This window comes from Bacillus sp. 1021 (assembly GCF_014534735.1).
Lineage (GTDB): Bacteria > Bacillota > Bacilli > Bacillales > Bacillaceae > Bacillus > Bacillus siamensis.
The window spans coordinates 794728-810407 of sequence record NZ_JACVSR010000002.1 but is presented as its reverse complement, the minus strand read 5'-3'; the positions used below and the strand labels follow the sequence as shown (position 1 = coordinate 810407).

General features: G+C 42.3%; 15 protein-coding genes and 2 pseudogenes. 7 read left to right on the top strand and 10 right to left on the bottom strand.

Annotated elements, in window-relative coordinates:
* Nucleotides 1-20 precede the first annotated feature (20 nt).
* The 5 genes and pseudogenes from ICW23_RS10790 to ICW23_RS10770 all read left to right on the top strand — a co-directional run.
* Nucleotides 21-1027 (top strand): annotated as a pseudogene (locus ICW23_RS10790) (IS1182 family transposase); the annotation flags it as partial.
* Between the two features lie 696 nt (nucleotides 1028-1723).
* Nucleotides 1724-2434 carry a B3/B4 domain-containing protein gene (locus ICW23_RS10785; protein ID WP_223152290.1) on the top strand — a complete coding sequence of 237 codons (711 nt, stop codon included), beginning with the start codon at nucleotides 1724-1726 and terminating at the stop codon, nucleotides 2432-2434.
* Nucleotides 2435-2465: 31 nt separating this feature from the next.
* A complete protein-coding gene (locus ICW23_RS10780; RefSeq protein WP_017696706.1) occupies nucleotides 2466-3662 on the top strand; it encodes a trans-sulfuration enzyme family protein in 1197 nt (398 codons plus the stop codon).
* A 57-nt stretch (nucleotides 3663-3719) separates the two neighbouring features.
* Entirely contained in the window at nucleotides 3720-4685 is a 966-nt protein-coding gene (locus ICW23_RS10775; protein WP_188154487.1) for a fatty acid desaturase family protein, read from the top strand.
* 118 nt (nucleotides 4686-4803) lie between these two features.
* Entirely contained in the window at nucleotides 4804-4956 is a 153-nt protein-coding gene (locus tag ICW23_RS10770; protein ID WP_188154486.1) for a hypothetical protein, read from the top strand.
* Nucleotides 4957-5013: 57 nt separating this feature from the next.
* Here ICW23_RS10770 and ICW23_RS19175 read toward each other — a convergent pair.
* Together ICW23_RS19175 and ICW23_RS10765 are read right to left on the bottom strand one after the other, a co-directional pair.
* A pseudogene (locus ICW23_RS19175) lies at nucleotides 5014-5248 on the bottom strand (aldo/keto reductase); the annotation flags it as partial.
* Nucleotides 5249-5274: 26 nt separating this feature from the next.
* Nucleotides 5275-6378: an ABC transporter ATP-binding protein gene (locus ICW23_RS10765; RefSeq protein ID WP_188154485.1), complete on the bottom strand. Its 1104-nt coding sequence runs from the start codon at nucleotides 6376-6378 to the stop codon at nucleotides 5275-5277.
* A gap of 180 nt (nucleotides 6379-6558) precedes the next feature.
* Between ICW23_RS10765 and frlR the strand changes: the two genes are divergently transcribed.
* A complete protein-coding gene (frlR, locus tag ICW23_RS10760) occupies nucleotides 6559-7287 on the top strand; it encodes a transcriptional regulator FrlR (RefSeq protein ID WP_188154484.1) in 729 nt (242 codons plus the stop codon).
* 24 nt (nucleotides 7288-7311) lie between these two features.
* On the opposite strand, the gene ICW23_RS10755 is transcribed toward frlR, so the two are convergent.
* The 5 genes from ICW23_RS10755 to frlB form a co-directional block, all read right to left on the bottom strand.
* Complete coding sequence (locus tag ICW23_RS10755; RefSeq protein WP_045926021.1) at nucleotides 7312-8169, bottom strand: fructoselysine 6-kinase; 858 nt, start codon at nucleotides 8167-8169, stop codon at nucleotides 7312-7314.
* A 13-nt stretch (nucleotides 8170-8182) separates the two neighbouring features.
* Nucleotides 8183-9085 (bottom strand): carbohydrate ABC transporter permease, encoded by a 903-nt coding sequence (locus ICW23_RS10750; protein WP_016938027.1) that lies wholly within the window; start codon nucleotides 9083-9085, stop codon nucleotides 8183-8185.
* 3 nt (nucleotides 9086-9088) lie between these two features.
* Nucleotides 9089-9967: a carbohydrate ABC transporter permease gene (locus ICW23_RS10745; protein WP_016938026.1), complete on the bottom strand. Its 879-nt coding sequence runs from the start codon at nucleotides 9965-9967 to the stop codon at nucleotides 9089-9091.
* 56 nt (nucleotides 9968-10023) lie between these two features.
* Nucleotides 10024-11292 carry an ABC transporter substrate-binding protein gene (locus tag ICW23_RS10740; RefSeq protein WP_188154483.1) on the bottom strand — a complete coding sequence of 423 codons (1269 nt, stop codon included), beginning with the start codon at nucleotides 11290-11292 and terminating at the stop codon, nucleotides 10024-10026.
* 80 nt (nucleotides 11293-11372) lie between these two features.
* Nucleotides 11373-12359 (bottom strand): fructosamine deglycase FrlB, encoded by a 987-nt coding sequence (gene frlB, locus ICW23_RS10735; protein ID WP_016938024.1) that lies wholly within the window; start codon nucleotides 12357-12359, stop codon nucleotides 11373-11375.
* Between the two features lie 193 nt (nucleotides 12360-12552).
* Here frlB and ICW23_RS10730 point away from each other — a divergent pair, with 193 nt between their 5' ends.
* The gene (locus ICW23_RS10730) at nucleotides 12553-13479 is read left to right on the top strand and encodes a MerR family transcriptional regulator (protein WP_045926018.1); all 927 of its coding nucleotides are present in this window, start codon (nucleotides 12553-12555) and stop codon (nucleotides 13477-13479) included.
* 32 nt (nucleotides 13480-13511) lie between these two features.
* Here ICW23_RS10730 and ICW23_RS10725 read toward each other — a convergent pair whose 3' ends face one another.
* The 3 genes from ICW23_RS10725 to ICW23_RS10715 are packed head-to-tail and all read right to left on the bottom strand — an operon-like array spanning nucleotide 13512 to nucleotide 15566.
* Nucleotides 13512-14102: a sporulation delaying protein family toxin gene (locus tag ICW23_RS10725; protein WP_064778650.1), complete on the bottom strand. Its 591-nt coding sequence runs from the start codon at nucleotides 14100-14102 to the stop codon at nucleotides 13512-13514.
* Entirely contained in the window at nucleotides 14095-15039 is a 945-nt protein-coding gene (locus tag ICW23_RS10720) for a sporulation-delaying protein SdpB family protein (protein WP_045926016.1), read from the bottom strand. Before ICW23_RS10720 ends, ICW23_RS10725 begins: the two co-directional genes overlap by 8 nt.
* A complete protein-coding gene (locus tag ICW23_RS10715) occupies nucleotides 15036-15566 on the bottom strand; it encodes an SdpA family antimicrobial peptide system protein (RefSeq protein WP_016938020.1) in 531 nt (176 codons plus the stop codon). Before ICW23_RS10715 ends, ICW23_RS10720 begins: the two co-directional genes overlap by 4 nt.
* Nucleotides 15567-15680 lie beyond the last annotated feature (114 nt).

Below are 15680 nucleotides of genomic sequence, written 5' to 3'. Positions count from 1 at the left end.
AAAAGGACGGTGTCTTTCTCATGTTCCACACAAGAAACTCTTCTCAAAACACAGCCGAATTTGTTCTGCTTGACCAACTCGTCGAAGAAGATCATCTGCTTCGTAAAATAGACTTCTCTTTCATCATTGAAAAGGTGAAACCTTACTACAGCGAAAACAAAGGCCGCCCCTCACTTGATCCGCTGATTTTATTCAAAATGATGTTTATCGGATACCTCTACGGTACCCGTTCAGAAAGACAGCTTGAAAAAAAATTTACTACAATATGGCGTACAGATGGTTTTTGGGACTGAATATCAATGACCCAGTTCCGCACCACTCCACCATCAGCTGGAACAGACGAACACGCTTTAAAGATACAACTATTTTCCAAGACATCTTTGATGAGATCGTTCGCCAGGCCATCAATCATGACATGGTGGGCGGACGTGTATTTTTCACCGATTCAACTCAACTGAAAGCCAATGCCAACAAGCACAAATACACAAGAAAAACAATTGAACAGGATACACAAAACTATATCAAAGATTTAAATGAAGCCATCCAAGAAGATCGGGAGGAACACGGAAAAAAGCCATTACCCGCCAAAGAGGAGGTGAAAGCTGAAAAAGAGATCCGCCACAGTACCACTGATCCTGAAAGTGGATATATATACCGTGAAAACAAACCGGAGGGTTTCTTTTATTTAGATCACCGCACAACGGATATGAAATACAACATTATCACCGATGCCTATGTCACACCCGGAAATCTCCATGATTCTGTGCCCTATCTTGACCGATTGGATCTTCAAATCGCACATTTGGTTTTCAAGTAGAAGCCGTCGCTCTTGATTCCGGATATTTAACGACCCCGCATCTGTAAAGGATTAGCTGACCGCCATATTTTTGGCGTTATTGCCCATAGACGATATCACCCTACTAGAGGCTTGTTTCCAAAATGGAAGTTTCATTATGACAGTGAAAATGACAGTTATATTTTCCCGAACCAGCAAAAACTTACATACTCAACAACTGACCGAAAAGGCTAACGGTCATATAAATCAAATCCTGAAACCTGTTCCGTATGCCAGAACATGAAGAAGATTGCCACATACCTAGCCAAGCAGGGCTAGGCATGTGGGAGGGAGCGCTTTTTCTGCATCTGAAACCTGATGAATATCTAAAGAAACTGTATAAAACAAAAAAGCTTGTAGAAAAAACATCGTTTTCTCTACAAGCTGAGTGAACATTAAAAATATTCACTCTTTTTATATGGGGTGGCGGCAAACTTCTACCCTGAGGAACACAAGTTTATAAAAGGTTAGGCGACATTTGCTGAGTCTGCAATTCAAGATAAGTTAGGGGGAGAAGCAAAATCCTATAAATGGGAAATTTTCATAAAGGATACTGGCGTCCAATTCTTCACAAAACCTTATGTTCCGCTAATTAGCGAAACTAGGGTTAAAGAGCATAACTCTACTAAAAAATTCAATCATATAAAAAAATTTAAAAACAGTCAAGGAAGAGCAATAACACTACTTATAACACTAGGGAATTTAGAATAACACTTGTATTCGATTGTTATTTACAAATTTAGTCATATCTCGATAAACTGACACATGAAACACCACAGAAAAACAAGTAATAACGAAAAAAATATCAGAATGGGAGGATTGAAGTTTTATTGCATATGTTCCATGGAGCATTTACAAACAAAATCAAGAGGGAGAACTAACTTTCATATGGGTAAACTTTACACATTATCTATCGAGAAAGAAATGTTAGAAAAATTCAAGGACATTCACTTAACAGGAATTATCGTTAAAAACTTGAAGGTGAAAAGTATAAATCCTAATTTTTTTGAACCTTATATTTCCGGCTTAAATGAACTCTATAAACAACAGGATGTAACTGAAAATGAAGAAGTGAAAAAATGGAGAAATATATACAAAGAAATGGGACTAAAGCCAAGTAAATACCATTGTTCTTTTGAAAGTATTCTTCGAAGATATTTAAAAGGCTTTAATTTTCTGGGCATTAATAATGTTGTAGATTCCTATAACTCTGTGAGTCTATTACATCAAAAATGTATTGGTGGTTATGATCTAGACAAGATTCAAAATAAAATCACTCTCCGTTTTGCGAAGGAAGGTGAAACTTGCTTACCAATTGGAGCAAGCGAACCAATTTCTCTTTCTAAGAACTCTGTTGTATATGCGGATGAAGAAAAAGTGTTGTGTTCCTATTGGAACTATAGAGATTCTGAGTATACAAAAATTACTGAAAATACAAAAAACTCTATATTCTTTATAGATGAAATTGACGCAACACCTAAAAAAGGGAAAAATGCGATCAAGGACTTAGCAAATCTACTAAAAGATACATGTGATGCTCAAATTATATATCAATTTGAACTAAGTAAAGAGTATCCCACTAATTATTTCGAAGTTTAAATAAATTATTATTCGTAAGGGAGAGTTATTAATGGAAAATAAAAATAGAGGTTTTCAAACTAGTTGTATTCACTCTGGAGAAGAATGGAACAAGAGTGGTCATTTGAGTCCCCCAATATGTCAATCTACAGCATTTGAATTTCCCAACACTGAGGAAGGTGCACGTAGAGCAGCAGATATACATGCGGATGAGTTTTACGGAAGATGGGGTAGTAGAAATGAAAGGGAGTTTGAAGCGATTATAGCTGCATTAGAAGGAGCAGAAGATGCCGTATCTACTTCTTCAGGATTAGCAGCAATATCGATGGTATTCCATGCTTTACTGCAACCAGGAGACCATTGTGTTGCTGTACATAATTGTTATTCCGAGTCGAAAATATTAATCGAGGAATTATGCAAACAACATTCTGTTGAACTTACAATGATTAGTTCAGAGGATATTGAAAACTATAGGAATGCCATTAACCCAAATACAAAACTTGTATATGCAGAAACACCAGCAAATCCAACTATCACTCTTGTAGACATTCAAGAAGTGTCTAGGATTACAAAAGAACAGAGTGACGCAATCTTTGTAGTGGATTCCACTTTTGCAACACCATACAATCAACAACCTTTAAAGCTCGGAGCTGATATTGTACTACACTCGGCAACGAAGTATATTGGCGGTCACTCTGATGTTGTAGCTGGAGTTTGTGCAGGAAACAAAGACTTAATGAGCAAAGTGAGAAAAGCATTTTCGTTCCATGGTCCGAAATTAGATCCTTTTGCAGCATGGCTTTTATGCCGCGGTGTGAGAACTTTAGGATTGCGAGTTCAAAAACATAACGAAAATGCTTTGAAAATAGCTACATTCCTCGAAAATCACCCTATGGTAAATAAGGTATATTATCCATTCCTTAAAAGTCACAAACAACATGATATAGCCGCTCGTCAAATGACTGGTGGGGGGGGAATGGTTTGCTTCGAGGTAAAAGGTGGAATGAACTCGGGTCTTTCACTTATATCTAACGTGAAACTTAATAAGATGGCTGTTAGTCTTGGTGGTTATTCAAGCACCATTACACACCCTGCTTCTATGACTCACAATTTATTACCTCGTGAGGAAAGAGAAAAAGGTGGAATTACAGATGGAATGCTTAGACTTTCAGTTGGAATTGAGGAAGTTGAAGATATCCAAGCTGATTTAGAAAATGCATTAAATCAAGCAAATTTAGTAACAAATTAATATAAATAATAGGGTGCCATTCGGCTCCCTATTCTAATTAATAACGGAGGAAAAGTCATGTCTTCAGTGAACTCTATCTTTTCACAAGAAACTAGAAAAAAATTAACCAAACTTTACAAGAAAAATAACTGGTATAACTTCTTATGTATCTTCTTTAATTGGGGCGTGATAAGCAGTTCGATTTATTTATCTATGAAAACCCCTAATATTTGGATATACCTATTAAGTATTACCTTGATTGGAAGTAGAATGAGAGGTTTTGACAATCTCATGCATGAAGCAAGTCATAAAATGTTATTTAAGAATAAGCACTTAAATAAATGGGTTACTTGCTTTTTTATAGCCTTTCCTATATTCACTTCTTTTACAACGTACTGTAAGTCACATGTACTACACCACCGTTTCTTATGGGATCCTCAGAAAGACCCAGATACCAAACGATATGAGTTAATGGGGTTAGATAAACCACAGAAAAAAATGAGCACATTCTTAATTAATCATATTATTAAACCATTAACATTATTACATGTACCTAAGTATATATTTGGAACATTAAAAGTTAATCTTTTCTCAAAAGAAGAGCCATTGAGCGAACGTATCGCACGCCTCGGTTTTTGGGCAACTATTTTAGTAGTTACTGCTGTATTTAATCTATGGTTAGAGTTATTGTTATTTTGGTTTGTACCATTATTAACAACATTTCAAATCATTAGATATTGGGCGGAAATGGCAGAGCACTCAGGTTTAAAAACTGATCATCCCCTCTATTCAAGTAGAAACACACTTGGTAATCCTATCGAAAGATTTATCTTGCATCCACATCATGATAATTACCATCTTGTTCATCACTTATTTCCTGGTATACCGCACTACAATTTAAAAAAGGCACATATTATATTAATGGAAAATCAAGAATATAGAGAGGCGCATCATTGTATGGGCTTCTTTAAGTCCTTCTTACCTGGATTTTCATCGGTTATAGAGGACATATGCGGTAAATTTATATTTTTGCGAAATAAATAATACTACTTTATTGAAATAATGAATGCCACAAGTTAATTACAGAATACTTGTGGCATTCATTTTATATATAAATTGTTATTAGCAAAAGAGCTATAATAAAATATTAGGAGATGTAGATATGAAGGTAGTCAAATTTGGTGGTTCCTCGTTAGCAACAGGTAATCAAATCAAAAAAGTGTTTAATATAGTTGTGTCAGATCCAAACCGAAAAATAAATGTAACGGCAAGTGAAAGACTTAAAATCAGCAGGGCAGCTGTGATTACGGGATAATTAATTCGCTGAAAAGGACGGCCGCTATACCACGTTCTTTATTGAGTATTTCTTCTCTTAAAACTCCTCATACTCCGCGCGGGATCTTAACCGTTATGGGTACGTCCGGACAGGTAAGCGAATGATGATCTTCATGTCGTTTTCTTCAAGGAGAAATCAAAAACAGAGATATTTACAGGCTGGCTGTCTAGCGGTGCTGATTTTGGAATCGGGACAGCACCGGGCTAGATATGCCAGCGTAAGATCACTTAGAAATTGTTTTATGATGCTTTCCTGCAATTTGCTCAAGCTGAAGATGTCTTTTCAGGAGCACCTTTCCTAATACACAGCCTCTTCCGTCTCCGCATCGAAAAAGACGGCGTGATCCATTTTCACTGCCAGCGGAATCGAATCGCCTGCGGCAATTCGCGTGTTCCCATCCAGGCGCACCGTCAGCCGCTCGTCCCCGCTTGTGACATGGACAATCAGCTCTGATCCCAGATTTTCATTCACTTCCACCTTTGCTTTACACACTGAATCAAACAGCTGTTCATTCCCTGCCACATGTGTGATATGCTCCGGCCGGATGCCGGCAATCATCTGTTCTCCGGCGTAACCCTTTTGTCTAAGCCGCTTCGCTTTTTCTTCAGGAATGTGAAGCCGTATCGAAGAATTTGTGAAAAACAGCTCGCCTTGCTGCTCTTCTATGAAGCCTTTCAAAAAGTTCATTCCGGGAGAGCCGATGAAACCTGCGACAAACAGATTTGCCGGATAATGATAAATGTCATGAGGTTTCGCCACCTGCTGGATTTCTCCTTCATTCATCACGACAATCCGATCGCCCATTGTCATCGCTTCGGTCTGGTCATGTGTGACATAAATGATGGTAGCCTCTAAACGCTGGTGCAGCTTGCTGATTTCTGTACGCATCGTCACTCTCAGCTTCGCATCCAAATTGGAAAGCGGCTCGTCCATTAAAAAGACCTTCGGCTCCCTCACAATCGATCTGCCCAGCGCCACCCTTTGCCGCTGCCCGCCGGAGAGCGCCTTCGGTTTTCTCTTCAGCAAATGCTCAATCTCTAAAATTTGAGCTGCCGCATGAACCCGCTCGGTAATTTCCTGTTTGGACATCTTTCTGAGCTTTAATCCGAACGCCATATTATCAAAAACCGTCATATGCGGATAAAGCGCATAGTTTTGGAATACCATCGCGATATCACGTTCTTTCGGGGGGAGATCATTGACCCGCTCCCCATCAATGAGAAGGTTTCCTGCAGAGATGCTTTCCAGTCCCGCCACCATCCGCAGCGTGGTCGATTTTCCGCATCCTGACGGCCCCACCAGCACTAAAAGCTCCTTATCCTTTACATTTAAATCAAAGTCCTTCACCGTTAATTGTGAGTGATATGATTTTTTGACATGTTCAAATGTTAACGAAGCCATCAGACATTCCCCCTATCTTTTCATCTGTTATTTCGTCACTGGAAACAACTCGGTCTTTCTGTTATTTTTAAAATAATCAATTCCTATTTTTGTTATATTCCTAAAATAATAAATGCGAATTTGTATTATAACGTCATATTACATTATAATATGAATAACAGGTTAAAAGGAGGCTACCTTTTGTTAAACAACGGAAGTTCTACACCTTTATACATTCAGCTGAAACAAATCATCACTGATGATATCAAAAAGGGCGTGTATTCTCCCGCCGCCAAGCTGCCTACCGAAAACGAGCTTTGCAGCAAGTATAATGTCAGCCGCATTACCGTCAGGAAAGCCATTCTCGATTTAGTCGAAGAAGGCTATCTGATCCGGCAGCAGGGAAAAGGAACGTTCGTTAAAAGCCCTAAATTAAAACGGGAGCTGATTGCAGTAAACGGTTACTCGGAATTTATGGAATCAACCGGAAAAAAACCGAAGCACCATGTGCTGTCCCATGAGATCATTCCGGCGGCAAACCTCATTGCTGAGAAGCTTCAGATCAATCCCGAGAGCCCTGTCGTTGAACTAAAACGGATTTTATATAACGATGACCAGCCGCTCACCTTTGAAGTGACACATTATCCGCTGGATCTGTTTCCCGCTATTGATACGTTTATTGCTGACGGCGTATCCATGCATGATATTTTAAGACAGCAATACCAAGTTGTTCCGACCCACAATACGAAGCTATTAAATGTCGTATATGCCCAACAGGAGGAAAGCAAATACCTGGATTGCGATATCGGGGACGCGCTGTTTGAAATTGATAAAACGGCTTTTACATCAAATGACCAGCCAATCTACTGCTCACTGTTTTTGATGCACACAAACCGTGTCACCTTTACCATCAACAGCCCCTACACTTAATAGGCATAAAAAACGAGACACTGCTTACAGTATTCTCGTTTTTTCACTGCTTCCCCCGCCATCCTCCAAGCGATAAGGATGGCCATAGCCGAAAGCCCCGTACACGCTGCAAGTTTTCGCAGCCGTTTCCGCCGCTTGGCGCAAAGCAGGCGTTATGTCCTGCTTCTCACAAAAGGCAGTCAAAAAACCAGCGATAAAAGAATCTCCCGCTCCAAGTGTATCTATTATATCAATTTCCACAATCGGCTGATGATAGATTCGGTCTCCCGCAGACAGGATCGCTCCCTGGCTCCCGCGGGTCAGACAAACGAATTTGGCTCCGTACCCATGAGCTTTTTCAACAAGCGCACCGCACTCTGACTCACTCAAATCGCTTCCTGAGAAAAACGCATACGTCACATAAGGACAGACCTTTCTCAAATAATCATCCTCCCGATTGGTTGAAAAATCAAAAGAGACCGGGATCAGCCCGCACAGCTGCGGAAGATCGTTCTCAAGCCGGCTGTACACACTGGTATGCAGCAGATCATGCCCGCTGATAAAGACGAGATCTTTCTCCTGGAACACGAGCCGGAGCCGGGACTGAATGCCGCCTTTATTTGACCTGACAAAAATTCGGTCCCCCTGTTCATCAAGGGTAACAATCGCCATTCCGTTTTCTCCGTGCGCTTGGCGGATATAATCCGCATTAACCTTCTCTAAATTCAGTACGTTCAAAAGATGTGCCGCAGCTTCGTCATTGCCGACAATTCCGATATAAGAAGCCTCGTGCCCGAGCCGTTTGGCAAGCACAGCGACATTCAAGGCATTTCCTCCCGGGTAGAACGTTTCTTGATCCTTATAGTAATCGACAACGTTATCTCCGACCGCAATCAATTTCATTTCTCTTCCCCCTTTAACCTTTTACACTTCCGCTTGCAATCCCGCGGACAAAATATTTCTGCATCAATAAAAATAGAATGATAATCGGCGCTGCTGAAATCGTTAACCCCGCCAGCAGGACGCCCCAATCTGTCTGCAGCGCGTCTCTGAACTGCATCAGCCCGGCTGGAATGGTCCGCAAATTCTCATCATCTATGAAAATAATCGCAAACATAAACTCATTCCACGTATGATAAGCCGTCAAAATGCCGGAGGTGACCAGGATCGGCACACTCATTGGTAAGAAAATTCTGAAAAATACTCCGAAACTCGAACACCCATCTAAATAAGCTGCCTCCTCCAATTCTTTTGAAATAGAAAGAAAATAAGAGCGGATCAAAATGATGGTGAATGGAATCCGGTAAGCCGCATACGGGAGGATCAACGCCCAATACGTATTGTACAGGCCAAGCGACTGAATAATAGAATAAAGCGGCACAAGACTGACCTGCGGCGTCAGCATCAATCCGCCAAGACACAGCACCAAAAAGAATCCTTTTCCTTTAAACTCAAAACGGGAAAGTCCATACGCCGCCCATGCACTGATAAAGACAGTGATCACACACGTCAGCGCCGTGACAATGACACTGTTCATAAAATAAGAAGAAATCCCCTGATTCCAGGCCGATACAAAGTTCTCCGGATGCCACGAAGACGGCAGCGACCAGCTGTGCTCGAAAATATCATCCGAGTTTTTAAAAGCGCTCATCACCATCCATATAAGCGGGTAGGCGATCGCAATCAGATAAAGAAACAGAAAAACCCACACAGACGTTTCTCCGATGTACCATTTTCGTCTAGGCTTTCTTTTCTCCTCAATGCGCCGGTCAGGCACAGGCTCCAATCTGAACGAATCTGTCTTCTTCTGGGGCAGCATCTGTTAATCCTCCTTTCCGGTTTTAAAGAACTTCATTTGCATGAGCGACAATACGAGGGTAATGATTAACACAACGGTGGCAATCGCTGAGGCATAGCCCATCATATCCTTTGTAAAGGCGCTTTTATATAAAAATGTGCTTAAGACTTCTGAAGCGTTTCCCGGCCCGCCGCCTGTCAAGATGTACGGCTCATTAAATACCGTAAAGGCGCCGGTCAGCGTCATGACGACCGCAACAAATGACATCTCTTTCGTCTGGGGAACGGTAATATGAAAAAACTGCTGAATTTTTCCCGCCCCGTCAAGCCGGGCCGCTTCATACAGTTCATCCGGTATTTTTTGGATCGACACAATGTACAGCATCGCAATATAACCGACAGATTGCCATTGGGACACGAAAATAACAGAAAGCATAGCCGTGCTGTCCTCCCCAAGCCAAGCCCTCGTCAGCTGATCAAGACCTGCCGCCTGAAGCAGCTGATTCAAAAGCCCCGTCTCAGGGTTGTAAATAAAATCAAACAAAAGCGCGATCACCGTCATAGAGATGACGACCGGCAAAAAGAAAACGGTGCGAAAAAACGGCGACCATTTTCTGACCAGCTTATCCTCAAGCACCGCCGCCAAAATCAAACCGCCAAATACCTGGCATACAATGGAGATCACAGCGTAAAGCACATTATTGGAAAGCGCTTGGTAGAAGACAGGATCATGAAACAGTTCCACATAGTTCTTCAATCCGATAAACGTTTTTTCCGGAGAAAAAGAGCTCCACTGAAACAAGCTGAGGAAGACATTCTCAAAAATCGGGATATAAACGAAAAGTAAAAAAACGAGAGCGGGCACCAAAAACAAATAGGGGATTATTTTATTCTGATTGACCAAGGATATCTCATCTCCTTTATAAAAAGAAAAGGTGCGAAGCTTCACCTTTTCTTGATTTATTCAGCTTGCGCCCTCACTTGCTTCGCTGCTTTTTGAACGGCCTTCATCACCTGCTCCGGTGTCATGTCGCCGCCAAGCATTTGCTGGACGCTCGTTAGGTACGCATCTGCAATTTCAACATCGACATCCATATCAAACCATGGAACCATTGATTTGGCATCAACAATATGCTGAACGGCTTCACGCTGGACGGCTGTAGAATTTTCTTCAGTTGCCGTTCCTTGCACCGCACTGTATTTTCCGACATCTTTGACGAGCTTTTCCCCCATTTTCTTCGACGTCAGAAACTGCAAAAATTCCACCGCTTCCTTCGGATGTTTTGTTTTTGAGGAAATCATGAATCCTTCCGGCGCTCCCGTTAACGCTTCTGAGGATCCTTTTTGCCCGCTGATTTCAGGGAATGGGAACATCCCCAGATTCACCGGTTCAACCAGCTTGATTTCCGCTGTTTCCGCATATATCATCGCCGACTTTCCGCTCTTAAATTGCTGTCTTACATATTCGTGGTCGACGGAGTTTACATGTTTATTGAAGTAAGGCATCAGCTCCTGAAGCTTTTCAAGTGCTTTTACATAGCCTTCATCGGTAAATTCACCTGTTTTGGCGTTATAGTCCTTTTCCCGGGTTTTTTCATCGACCATCCGCTGATTGAGCGTGCCGATATAGTGCGAGATTGTCCAAGTTGCCTTTGTGCCGAAGCTGATCGGTGTGTATCCATGTGCTTTCAGCTTCTTTGACACATCGATTAATTCATCCCATGTCTTCGGCGGATTAAGGTTCAGTTTTTGAAAAATGTCTTTATTATAGAAGAATGATTTAGCGTCCATTTGCCACGGCACGCCATATTGCTTGTTTTCATAAGTAAATGGTGTGATTTGCGATTGAACGAGCTGTGATGACCAATCGGTATCATTTTTGTAGTAGGACGAGAGATCAAGTGCTTTATTGCCTTTGATGAATTTAAAAGCAAACTCGTCGCTCCAAGAGAAGTAAATGTCTGGAGGACTGGTGGTTCCCAGCATAACCTTAATTTTGTCTTTATAGGAGTCATTCAAAACGGATTCAATCTGAATGTTGATATCCGGGTGCTTTTTTTCAAATTCCTTCACAACCTCTTGAAAGTAACTTTTTTCCGGCTCCTTCGGCCATCTGTGGAAAAATTTCAATGTCACCTTTCCGTCCGCTGAACTGCTCTGACTCGAACAGCCTGCAATGGTGAGCATACTGACAGCTGCAATGATCAAGAACAACAACATTTTCTTCAAAGGGTTGGCCTCCTCTGGACACTAGACTATAATGTTATATAACATTATAGTCTAGTGCATAATGGTTCCTCATTTTCAGATCAATACTCAACTTTCCACATGTATCTTCTATGAGATAAAGGATGATTTCTCGCCTCTGCCAGCTCGTCTGCGTAGCTTCTCAGCACACGGTTGAGGACGAGCGGGGCAAGGTAGCCTTTAACTGAATCGTCAATTGCAGTGAAATCGTAAGATGCGGCATCAAGCACAGTGAGCTTTCTGCCATACTTTTTCGAGAAGGAAAGCGCCCGCTCTTCAAGAGGTCTTGTTTCGTCTAAGCCGAGCAGGATAATAAATGGAACGGATTCATCAATGATTTCAAATGGTCCGTGAAAATATTCTCCGGCATGAATGGCGTGGGAATGAATCCATTGCATTTCCATGAGAATGCAGATGCTGTAGGAGTAAGCGACACCGTAGTTTGCACCGCTTGCCATTGTGTAAATGATGCTTTCTTTTTCATGAGCTTTTGCGAATTGCTGTGCGTTGTCAGCTTCCTGCTTAAGGGCTCCTTCATACACAGCCTGTAATTGGTCTAAGCCTTCAATGGCCTGCTCAAATTTCGTGTTTTTTTCTAAAACTTGCAGGGTGCCGAAAACGATTTGATACAAAACGCCATAGTTCGTATTGATCGCAAGCGCCTCATCACCCCAATCGTACTGGGCAACATATTGCGCTTCCTGTGCTAAAGGAGACTCCGGTTTATACGTCATCGCAATCGTAAGTGCGCCTTTGCCCCTTGCAAACGCGGCAGCTTTAACTGTTTCCGGGGTATTTCCCGAATGCGAGCACAAAATAACAAGAGACTTTTCACCAAGCTGAACAGGGTTGCGCTGAATAAATTCGTTTGAGCTGTAAAGGTCTGAGCTGATTGATTTTGACTCCCTGTCAAACACATATTTACTCGGATACATAATGGCCGAAGACCCTCCGCAAGCGACAAAGAAGACATGATCAATGGTTTTCCCTTTCAAATCCTGCAAGAAAGCTTGAACCTCACGATTTACTTTTGCTGTGGCCTGACTCAAATCCTTCACTCCTTATTCTTATTATATAACGTTATATAACATTATATATTGTTATATTAATCGCAATAAAGGTGTGTTGTCAATTATATTTTCTGAAATTTCTAAAATATAAAGCAGGATCGCCTTATTTCCCGCACTCTCTTGACCTGACCCTTAGAGACACGTTTAGAATAAAAGCAGGGAGTGATGCAGAATGAATATAAAAGAAGCTGCCCGGCAGACGGGTCTCACGAAAAAAGCCATCAAATATTATGAGCAGGAAGGTTTAATTACCGTCAGCAAAAACCCTGATAACGGATACCGTGAGTATTCCGCAAAGGATGTAAATACACTGAAAATGATTGCCGCCCTTCGAATGCTGGCACTGTCCGTAAGCGATATTAAAGCGTTTCTCTTAGAGGGCAGCAGCCTGCATGAGATACTGCAGCAGCAGCATCAAAAGCTCAGCCGGCAGATTGAAGGGCTTGAGCAGGAACGGAAACTCACCGAACTGCTGCTCAAACGCGTGGAGGGTGCAGAAAATGTCGATTCCATTTTACATGACATCGGCGAAGTCCAAATAGACGAACCGAAGTATATGGGGCTTCAGCTGAAAAAACTGTTCCCGGGAGATTTCGGAAAATTTATCGCCGCGCTGTTTGAACCGTTCCTCGACTTTTCTATTGATACAGATGAGAAAAAAACGACATGGGCGGAGCTTATTAAAGTATTGGATGATATGGAAGAAGTGCCGGCCGCACACCCGATCATGCAGCTGGTCGGCAGTGAGGATCCGGCTCAGCTCCAGCAGCACAAAGCCCAGCATGACCAATTCATCGAGCGGATTTTGGAGAGAGACCCCGCTACTTGGGACACTCATAAAAACACAATCATTCAGCTCGTAAAAAGAGTGCAGACAGATGAAGAATACAGAGAAAACCTGATTAAGGTCGGGGAATCCGCTTCGGATCTGCCGGCGCTTAAGGCGGGTTCGCCTTTCAGCAATCTCCTTCAAAAGCTCAGTCCGACATATGACAAATACGTGCGCCTTCAGCTTGAACTGAAAAAAGAAGCCGACGAGGAGCTCGGCTTTGATTCAGAGGCATATTTAAAAGAGATGCTGCAAATAAAAAAACGCTAAGGCCGTTTTCCTTAGCGTTTCTTTCTTCAGCTTCAGTGCTGCGCATTAATGCGGTCCACGACATTAGCGATGAGCTGCTCTTTGCCTAAGTCGGAATCTTCGTCAACGCTTGCTACGGTCAAAATGATGGCCGCTACCGCAAGAGCGATCGTCTCAATGGCGGCTGCCGCGTTTAAAAACACCCAAACTGCCGTTGCGCATTGGCCGATGGCCGTTGATTTTCCTTTGTCCATGCTTTTTTTGTCAAATTCTTCTTTCAGCACTTTCGCCATAATCTGCGAACCTTGATCAATGACGCTGTTCACTTTCTCATAATCGCCGCTGTAGACCGCGGCTTTTAACTTTTTAAAATAATCCGGCGATGACTTTTTAATATCAGCGATCACCTGATCGGAAACTTGCTTTAATTCGTCCTGATTAATCTTTTTGACAGCTTTGGTATCCCATACCTCGGGAAGAAGCTTTGCGACCTCACCTTGTCCAAAAAAGATGCCGGAAAAAATGTCTTCACCCGAATAAGAGACGGCTGGCTTCGTTTTCGCTGTGGCATGCGGGCCGACTAATGCGACCATTAAAACAAACACCAGCAGCATGGCGGCAGCTGACCTTTTACTTTTAACCATATAATTTCCTCCTTTTCCTTTTATTGAGAAAATTGTAACTAATAAAATAGGAATTGTAATGGTTCAAAGCTACTGTTTTCTCTGCCGGCACCAAAAACAGGACCAAAATACCAGACACTGTAATGGAAAATGAGGTAAGCCCAAGCATGACAGCAAAAATTTCATGCATAAAAATGGATATAAACAAGATCAGGCGCCAATATTTTTTCGGAGCGAACAAAGCGCAGAACATAATGGTTTGCACAATGAGCGTGCCCCAAGTCGGGATGATGACAAGCTTTGACTGCAAGATAAAGTCAAACAGACTGTGAAGCGCATCCGGCAGCCCCAGCATCGGATCGTTCAAATAGTAATAAACGGCGGTGCCATTCTGCCACTCTTCTTCCATCAGTTTGGCAATGACGGAGTTAAAGTACAGCATCGCGACCTGTATTCTGATGATTGTCAGTGTCGCCCAGCATAAGGAACGGTAATAAGGCTCAAGCGGCCTTTTCTCAAAAGACGCTTCGTACGGAGACCAGTGCCACTTCCGCGGATCAGTTAATGTCAAGGGCAGCAGCAGCAGCGTAAAGACTGCAGCCACCTGATCTCCCCCATCAAGGGTAACGGCGGAGTTTTGGAAGCTGTATGAAATCCACCAGTGAAAAAAACCTGTTAGGCGGGGCCGCCAGCCAATGACAACCAGAATTAAAATACAGATACAAACGGCTTTGACGACCTCAATGTAACGGAAATCGGGAAACAGCAAGAACAGGCTGAACGTATCGGAAAAGCTGAGCATTTGATTTTGCGTTTTAAAGAAGACAGACGCCGGATTGAACAGCAATGTCAGAAGCGTGCCGAGCGCGATTAAACTTCTGGCAAGCCCGTACACATTTGTCCAAGGCGGATTCTTCATCATCCATAAGGTGAGCTGCTTTTTTGCATCCTGAATCAATTGACATCCACTCCGATGTATTTTTTGATGGTTCGTTTCGTTTCAGTATGGCTGCTCCATGCCCATGGGGTAATGCGTTCATATGTAATGATCATTTTTCCTTTCAGCCTTGGGGAGGGAGACTCATTTTTCACCTTCAAAAATGTGGTATCCTTAAAGTCCTGGCCGGCCGTGAAGTCGTTCCACTTTTCTTTGGAAGGCAGCTTTTCCAGCATAAGGCCGAGTTCTATCCCTTGCGTCCGTCCGTAGCGGTTTAAGCCGATCACGTTTTTCAGAGAATTATTCGGCCATCTGAGCTCCTCCCCGGCATCAAGAAGATAGATGTTCAGGCTGTCTTCTCTCGGATCTTTACTGAAAAACCCCCAGCTTTGCGGATAAATCATAGAAACGGTTTTGGATTGATGTTTGGTTAATTGGATGGCGGAGCTTGGCAGTGCCGCGATAACGGTTAAAAACAAAACGATGATCCAGGCGGCCATGATAAAAAGAAAGAATGAAAACATGCCGGTTTGCTTCTTGTCAGTCAATCGAAACCCTCCTATTGTTTGGAAATTTCATTGACATGATTATACACCATTCAACAGGTAAAATATTGATAAATTAGATTTTTCGGACTAATATACTATTATATGTAAAAAAGG

Bases quoted from the DNA above. Each gene is read 5' to 3' on its own strand.
- ICW23_RS10785 (WP_223152290.1), top strand. From the start codon at position 1,724: ATGGGTAAACTTTACACATTATCTATCGAGAAAGAAATGTTAGAAAAA.
- ICW23_RS10780 (WP_017696706.1), top strand. From the start codon at position 2,466: ATGGAAAATAAAAATAGAGGTTTTCAAACTAGTTGTATTCACTCTGGA.
- ICW23_RS10775 (WP_188154487.1), top strand. From the start codon at position 3,720: ATGTCTTCAGTGAACTCTATCTTTTCACAAGAAACTAGAAAAAAATTA.
- ICW23_RS10770 (WP_188154486.1), top strand. From the start codon at position 4,804: ATGAAGGTAGTCAAATTTGGTGGTTCCTCGTTAGCAACAGGTAATCAA.
- ICW23_RS10765 (WP_188154485.1), bottom strand. From the start codon at position 6,378: ATGGCTTCGTTAACATTTGAACATGTCAAAAAATCATATCACTCACAA.
- ICW23_RS10755 (WP_045926021.1), bottom strand. From the start codon at position 8,169: ATGAAATTGATTGCGGTCGGAGATAACGTTGTCGATTACTATAAGGAT.
- ICW23_RS10750 (WP_016938027.1), bottom strand. From the start codon at position 9,085: ATGCTGCCCCAGAAGAAGACAGATTCGTTCAGATTGGAGCCTGTGCCT.
- ICW23_RS10730 (WP_045926018.1), top strand. From the start codon at position 12,553: ATGAATATAAAAGAAGCTGCCCGGCAGACGGGTCTCACGAAAAAAGCC.
- ICW23_RS10725 (WP_064778650.1), bottom strand. From the start codon at position 14,102: ATGGTTAAAAGTAAAAGGTCAGCTGCCGCCATGCTGCTGGTGTTTGTT.